General features: G+C 68.5%; 8 protein-coding genes. 5 read left to right on the plus strand and 3 right to left on the minus strand.

The window, feature by feature from the left end:
- Nucleotides 1-26 precede the first annotated feature (26 nt).
- Both dapB and IE247_RS23710 read left to right on the plus strand, forming a co-directional pair.
- The gene (gene dapB / locus IE247_RS23705) at nucleotides 27-779 is read left to right on the plus strand and encodes a 4-hydroxy-tetrahydrodipicolinate reductase (protein WP_190125268.1); all 753 of its coding nucleotides are present in this window, start codon (nucleotides 27-29) and stop codon (nucleotides 777-779) included.
- Nucleotides 780-783: 4 nt separating this feature from the next.
- Nucleotides 784-1,233, plus strand: a complete 450-nt coding sequence (locus IE247_RS23710; protein ID WP_190125269.1) for a tetratricopeptide repeat protein — start codon at nucleotides 784-786, stop codon at nucleotides 1,231-1,233.
- 62 nt (nucleotides 1,234-1,295) lie between these two features.
- Here IE247_RS23710 and IE247_RS23715 read toward each other — a convergent pair whose 3' ends face one another.
- Complete coding sequence (locus IE247_RS23715) at nucleotides 1,296-1,844, minus strand: SCO5741 family PH domain-containing membrane protein (RefSeq protein WP_190125270.1); 549 nt, start codon at nucleotides 1,842-1,844, stop codon at nucleotides 1,296-1,298.
- Between the two features lie 97 nt (nucleotides 1,845-1,941).
- Nucleotides 1,942-2,193: a hypothetical protein gene (locus tag IE247_RS23720; protein ID WP_190125271.1), complete on the minus strand. Its 252-nt coding sequence runs from the start codon at nucleotides 2,191-2,193 to the stop codon at nucleotides 1,942-1,944.
- A 206-nt stretch (nucleotides 2,194-2,399) separates the two neighbouring features.
- Here IE247_RS23720 and thyX point away from each other — a divergent pair, with 206 nt between their 5' ends.
- The 3 genes from thyX to IE247_RS23735 all read left to right on the plus strand — a co-directional run bounded on the left by thyX (nucleotide 2,400) and on the right by IE247_RS23735 (nucleotide 6,120).
- On the plus strand, nucleotides 2,400-3,140 hold the full coding sequence (gene thyX / locus IE247_RS23725; protein ID WP_190125272.1) for an FAD-dependent thymidylate synthase: 741 nt from the start codon (nucleotides 2,400-2,402) through the stop codon (nucleotides 3,138-3,140).
- A gap of 244 nt (nucleotides 3,141-3,384) precedes the next feature.
- Complete coding sequence (gene dapA, locus IE247_RS23730; RefSeq protein WP_190125273.1) at nucleotides 3,385-4,284, plus strand: 4-hydroxy-tetrahydrodipicolinate synthase; 900 nt, start codon at nucleotides 3,385-3,387, stop codon at nucleotides 4,282-4,284.
- A 150-nt stretch (nucleotides 4,285-4,434) separates the two neighbouring features.
- Complete coding sequence (locus IE247_RS23735) at nucleotides 4,435-6,120, plus strand: ribonuclease J (RefSeq protein ID WP_190125274.1); 1,686 nt, start codon at nucleotides 4,435-4,437, stop codon at nucleotides 6,118-6,120.
- A gap of 114 nt (nucleotides 6,121-6,234) precedes the next feature.
- Here the strand turns inward: IE247_RS23735 and IE247_RS34460 are convergent.
- On the minus strand, nucleotides 6,235-6,469 hold a 235-nt coding region (locus tag IE247_RS34460; protein WP_229869299.1), incomplete at its 5' end, for a hypothetical protein.

Raw genomic sequence — 6,469 nt, forward strand, 5'->3', positions numbered from 1 at the left:
CCGAGACTCCCGAAGGAAAGACACTGATGAGCAAGTTGCGCGTGGCGGTCGTCGGAGCCAGGGGCCGGATCGGCTCGGAAGCGGTACGAGCCGTGGAAGCCGCCGAGGACATGGAGCTGGTCGCCGCCCTCGGCCGGGGCGACCGGCTGGAGACCCTGGTCGAGGCCGGGGCGCAGGTGGCCGTCGAGCTGACCACCCCCGCCTCGGTGATGGGCAACCTCGACTTCTGCGTACGCCACGGCATCCACGCGGTCGTCGGCACCACCGGCTGGACCGAGGACCGCCTCGCACAGCTGGGAGCCTCGCTCGACGCGTCCCCGGAGACCGGGGTGCTCATCGCCCCGAACTTCTCCATCGGCGCGGTCCTCACCATGGCCTTCGCCCAGCGGGCGGCCCGCTACTTCGAGTCCGTCGAGGTCATCGAGCTGCACCACCCGAACAAGGCCGACGCCCCCAGCGGCACCGCCACCCGCACCGCCCAGCTCATCGCCGCCGCCCGCGCCGAGGCGGGCCTGGGCCCCCAGCCCGATGCCACGGTCACCGCCCTGGACGGCGCGCGCGGAGCCGATGTGGACGGGGTCCCGGTGCACTCCGTACGGCTCCGGGGTCTCCTCGCGCACCAGGAAGTCCTGCTCGGCGACGAGGGCGAGACCCTCACCATCCGGCACGACTCCCTGCACCACAGCAGCTTCATGCCGGGCGTCCTGCTCGGAGTCCGCCGTGTCGTGGCCGCCCCCGGCCTCACCTTCGGCCTCGAACACTTCCTCGACCTGGGCTGATCCCATGCGCGCGAAAATCACCTACCTGATCACGGCAGCCGTCCTCGTCGTCTACTTCGTCCTGGTCGGCAGCCGTGGTCTGATGCTCATCCAGCAGGGCACCCCGATCACCGTCGCCTTCGGGCTCACGGTGCTGATCCTGCCGGGGATCGGCGTCTGGTTCCTCTGGAAGAACACCCAGTTCGTCACCAGGGCCAACCGGCTCGCCGCCGAACTGGACGCCGAGGGCGGACTGCCGGTGGACGATCTCGCCCGCACCCCCGGCGGACGCATCGACCGCGACGCGGCGGACGCGGCCTTCGCGCTGCGCCGCGCCGAGACCGAGGACTCACCGGACGACTGGCGCTGCTGGTTCCGGCTGGCGGTGGCCTACCACGACGCCCGGGACACCCCCCGGGCCCGCAAGGCCATGCAGCGCGCGATCGCCCTGCACGCGGGCCGGCCCGTCCACTGACCCGCCCCTTCGGGGACGGTGCCGGCGGACGGGCCGGAGCGCGCGGCCGAGTTCTCAGCCTCTCAGCCCTGCCGGTACTCCGACCACCAGGCTTCCACGGTGTCCGCGGCCCGCTCGAACGCCTCCACCCGCGACAGGAAGTCGGCGTTGTGGTCGGTCAGCAGCGCCATCGGCTCGCCGGGGCCGGTACGCGCCAGCACCAGCGCCTGCCCCTGCACCGTCCTCGGCAGCCCCAGCCACCGCACCGGCTGCTGCACGGTCCGGACGGCGGACGCCTTGGCCCACGGCACGGTGGTCGTGGTCAGCAGACCGACCTTCCGCAGACCGTTCCGGCTCACCCACACGCCCATCCGGAGCATCCGCAGGGCCACCACGACAAGAACCCCGCCGACGCTCAGACAGAGAAGCGCGCCGGAGAACGCCCCCGCGAACACGATGATCATCGCGGCGATCAGTACGAACGAGGCGAGCAGCAGCAGCACGGCCGCCGTCCCGACCCGCCAGGGCCCCGGACGGTAGGGACGCCGCCACTGGTCGTGGTCGTCGAACGGCAGCGCGACATCATCCGAAGCGTCGAACGCACGGTCGGCCGTCAGAAAGGGCAGGGGCACGACTGATCCTCACTCACCAGCACACTCGATCGGGGGCTGTGACGGGTGAGGCTACCGAGGCGTTCACCGGTCGACCACCCCAGGGGGGCCGTATGTGTCAACGGCGCTCGGTCGCCTCGGACTGCTGAGTGTTCCCCGGGGTCTGCCCGGACTCCATCGCCGGGAGCCCGAAGAGCAGCGCCCCGGCCAGCCCGGCGGCGAGGGTCAGCCCGATCAGCGCACGACCCGCGAGCTGGGAGGCGCTGGGACGCTCACGCGGCGGGGGAGCGACATTGCTGCGGAAGCTCTCGGCCTCGGCCTCGGGCGCGGCGACGAATGAGAACGGAACGGTCTCCCGCCGGCGGAACATCAGGGCACTCTCCTCGATCCGGGAACGATGACGGTACGAACGGTGCGACCGCCACAGAAGCGGTCCACTACTCGTACAGACGCGCGAAACGCCGATTCGGTGCCCGATTTCACCGAATCGACCGAGGAAGACGGGTCGGCGGTGACGGCGACCCGGTGGACTAGAGTGGTCGCCGCCCAGCTCACGCCCTTGGAAGGACCCACCCGGTGACCGACACCCCCGCCGAGACCGCGACCCCCAGCTTCCGCGGTGATGTCACCGTGGACCTGGTGAAGCACAGCGCTTCCGACACCGATGTGCTGTGGGCCGCCCGTGTCTCCACGGCCGGTGAGCAGTCGCTGGAGGAGCTCCAGAAGGACCCCGAGCGCTCCAAGGGACTCATCAACTTCCTGATGCGGGACCGCCACGGCAGCCCCTTCGAGCACAACTCGATGACCTTCTTCATCAGCGCCCCGATCTTCGTCTTCCGCGAGTTCATGCGGCACCGGGCGGGCTGGTCCTACAACGAGGAGTCGGGCCGCTACCGGGAGCTCCAGCCGGTCTTCTACGTCCCCGGCCAGGACCGCAAGCTGGTCCAGGAGGGCCGCCCCGGCAAGTACGTCTTCGTCGACGGCAGCCCGGCGCAGCACAAGGTCGTCAGCGACGCCATGGAGGACTCCTACCGGCGCTCCTACGAGACCTACCAGGAGATGCTGGCGGCCGGCATCGCCCGCGAGATCGCCCGCTCGGTCCTCCCCGTCGGACTCTTCTCCTCGATGTACGCCACCTGCAACGCCCGCTCGCTGATGCACTTCCTCGGCCTGCGCACCCAGCACGAGCTGGCGAAGGTCCCGTCCTTCCCGCAGCGGGAGATCGAGATGGTCGGCGAGCAGATGGAGGAGCAGTGGGCGCGGCTCATGCCGCTCACTCACGCCGCCTTCAACGCCAACGGCCGTATCGCTCCGTGAGACCGTGCCTCACCCCGTCTGACCTGTGAGGCTTCCTTCCAGGAGACGGTACGACGGCACAGATGTACGGATTCCCCCGGCGAAGTGTCCGCATTGCGGTGTTTCATGAAGTTCATCTAGGCTGATCAAACGGACCCGGCACTGCTTGACCCCCCGAGCAGGCAGTGCCGGGCTCCTTCAGCCCCGACGTACGTCACGCCCTCCAGGGGACACAGCGTGCTGAGCAACGAGTAGCGTGTTACCCATGGCTCCGATCTCCACTCCGCAGACCCCTTTCGGGCGGGTCCTCACCGCCATGGTCACGCCCTTCACGGCGGACGGCGCACTCGACATCGACGGCGCGCAGCGCCTCGCGACCCATCTGGTGGACGCGGGCAACGACGGCCTGATCATCAACGGCACCACCGGTGAGTCCCCGACCACCAGCGACGCGGAGAAAGACCAGCTCGTACGGGCTGTTCTGGAGGCGGTCGGAGACCGGGCCACCATCGTGGCCGGTGTCGGCACCAACGACACCCGCCACAGCGTCGAACTCGCCCACGCCGCCGAGCGCGCCGGAGCGCACGGCCTGCTCGCGGTCACGCCGTACTACAACAAGCCCCCCCAAGAGGGCCTGCGCCGTCACTTCTCGGCCATCGCCGACGCCACCGAGCTGCCCGTGATGCTCTACGACATCCCCGGCCGCAGCGGCGTCCCGATCGACACCGAGACGATCGTCCGCCTCGCCGAGCACCCCAGGATCGTCGCCAACAAGGACGCCAAGGGCGACCTCGGCCGCGCCAGCTGGGCCATCGCCCGCAGCGGCCTCGCCTGGTACTCGGGCGACGACATGCTCAACCTCCCGCTGCTCTCGGTCGGCGCGGTCGGCTTCGTCTCCGTCGTCGGCCATGTCGTCACCCCCGAGCTGTGCGCCCTCCTCGACGCCCATGTGAACGGCGACGTCCAGAAGGCCACCGAGATCCACCAGCGGCTGCTGCCGGTCTTCACCGGCATGTTCCGCACCCAGGGCGTCATCACCACCAAGGCCGCCCTGGCCCTCCAGGGCCTGCCCGCCGGCCCTCTCCGGCTCCCCCTCGTGGAGCTCTCCCCGGAGGAAACCGCCCAGCTGAAGATCGACCTCGCCGCGGGCGGGGTACAGCTGTGACCACAGACTTCACAACTGAATACAGGAACAACTGAAGCACATACGACAACCGGCCGTTCCGCGGTCGGCGCACTGACAACAGCAAGTGCACGACAGTCACGTACGCCACGTGCCTTCGAGGTACGTGGCGTACGTGGTGAGGAGAGTCTTTTGAGTCATCCGCATCCAGAACTCGGCGCCCCGCCGAAGCTCGCCAAGGGCGGCCTGCGGGTCACCCCGCTCGGCGGCCTCGGTGAGATCGGCCGGAACATGACGGTCTTCGAATACGGGGGCCGCCTGCTCATCGTCGACTGCGGCGTCCTCTTCCCCGAGGACGAACAGCCCGGAGTCGATCTCATCCTGCCCGATTTCACTACGCTTCGGGACCGTCTCGACGACATCGAGGGCATCGTCCTCACCCATGGTCACGAAGACCACATCGGCGGTGTCCCCTATCTGCTCCGGCTGAAGCAGGACATCCCGCTGATCGGCTCCAAGCTGACCCTCGCGCTGATCGAGGCGAAGCTCCAGGAGCACCGGATCCGTCCGTACACCCTGGAGGTCGTGGAGGGGAACCGAGAGCGCATCGGCCCCTTCGACTGTGAGTTCATCGCGGTCAACCACTCCATCCCGGACGCGCTGGCCGTCGCCATCCGCACCCCCGCCGGCATGGTGGTGCACACCGGCGACTTCAAGATGGACCAGCTTCCGCTGGACGGCAGGCTCACCGACCTGCACGCCTTCGCCCGGCTCAGCGAGGAGGGCATCGACCTTCTGCTGTCCGACTCGACCAATGCCGAGGTCCCGGGATTCGTCCCGCCCGAGCGGGACATCTCCAATGTCCTGCGGCAGGTCTTCGCCGGCGCCAACAAGCGCATCATCGTGGCGAGCTTCGCCAGCCATGTGCACCGCATCCAGCAGATCCTGGACGCCGCGCATGAGTACGGGCGGCGCGTGGCCTTCGTCGGCCGCTCCATGGTCCGGAACATGGGCATCGCCCGTGACCTGGGCTATCTCCGGGTTCCGGCCGGTCTGGTGGTGGACGTCAGAAGCCTTGACGACCTGCCCGACCACGAGGTCGTCCTCGTCTGCACGGGTTCCCAGGGCGAGCCCATGGCGGCCCTGTCCCGGATGGCCAACCGCGACCACCAGATCCGGATCGTCCAGGGCGACACCGTCATCCTGGCCTCCTCCCTGATCCCGGGGAACGAGAACGCGGTGTACCGCGTGATCAACGGCCTGACCCGCTGGGGCGCCAACGTCATCCACAAGGGCAACGCCAAGGTCCATGTCTCGGGCCACGCCTCGGCCGGCGAGCTGCTGTACTTCTACAACATCTGCAAGCCGAAGAACCTCATGCCGGTGCACGGCGAATGGCGCCATCTGCGTGCCAACGCCGAGCTCGGAGCGCTGACGGGCGTCCCCAAGGACCACATCGTCATCGCCGAGGACGGCGTCGTGGTCGACCTGATCGACGGCCGGGCCCGGATCGTCGGCAAGGTCCAGGCCGGATATGTGTACGTCGACGGCCTCTCGGTCGGCGATGTCACCGAGTCCTCCCTCAAGGACCGCCGCATCCTCGGCGACGAGGGCATCATCTCCGTCTTCGTGGTGGTCGACTCCACCACCGGCAAGGTCGTCGGCGGGCCGCACATCCAGGCCCGCGGCTCCGGCATCGACGACTCGGCCTTCGACGGGGTCCTCCCCCGGGTCGAGGAGGCCATCGCCAAGGCGGGCGCCGACGGGGTCGCCGAACCCCACCAGCTCCAGCAGCTCGTCCGCCGCACGGTGGGCAAGTGGGTCTCCGACACCTACCGTCGCCGGCCCATGATCCTGCCGGTCGTCGTCGAGGTCTGACGGGTCTGACGTCGCACTTCCCGGAGCGGAGCGCCTCGATTTGCATCGAGGCGCTCCGCTCCAGTAGGTTTACGGCTCCGCCCACGGGGAACCCGAAGCATTCGTGCCATCGGATCATGTTCCCCAACGGTTCATCCGAATCAAACGGGCGGGAAATTCCGACTCAGAACTTCTGATAAAGTCGGAGCAGCCGAAAGGCAAAAGGCCGGTCCAACTGGCCGCTGGATCTGAAAATCCAAACCGGAAACGGAATGGGAAAAGGATCTGGTAGAGTTGGAAACGCAAGACCGAAGGGAAAGCCCGGAGGGCCTGGTGAAAAGGGCCTGAAGGAAGCGTCCGTTCCTTGAGA

Source organism: Streptomyces inusitatus, assembly GCF_014651115.1.
GTDB lineage: Bacteria > Actinomycetota > Actinomycetes > Streptomycetales > Streptomycetaceae > Streptomyces > Streptomyces amakusaensis.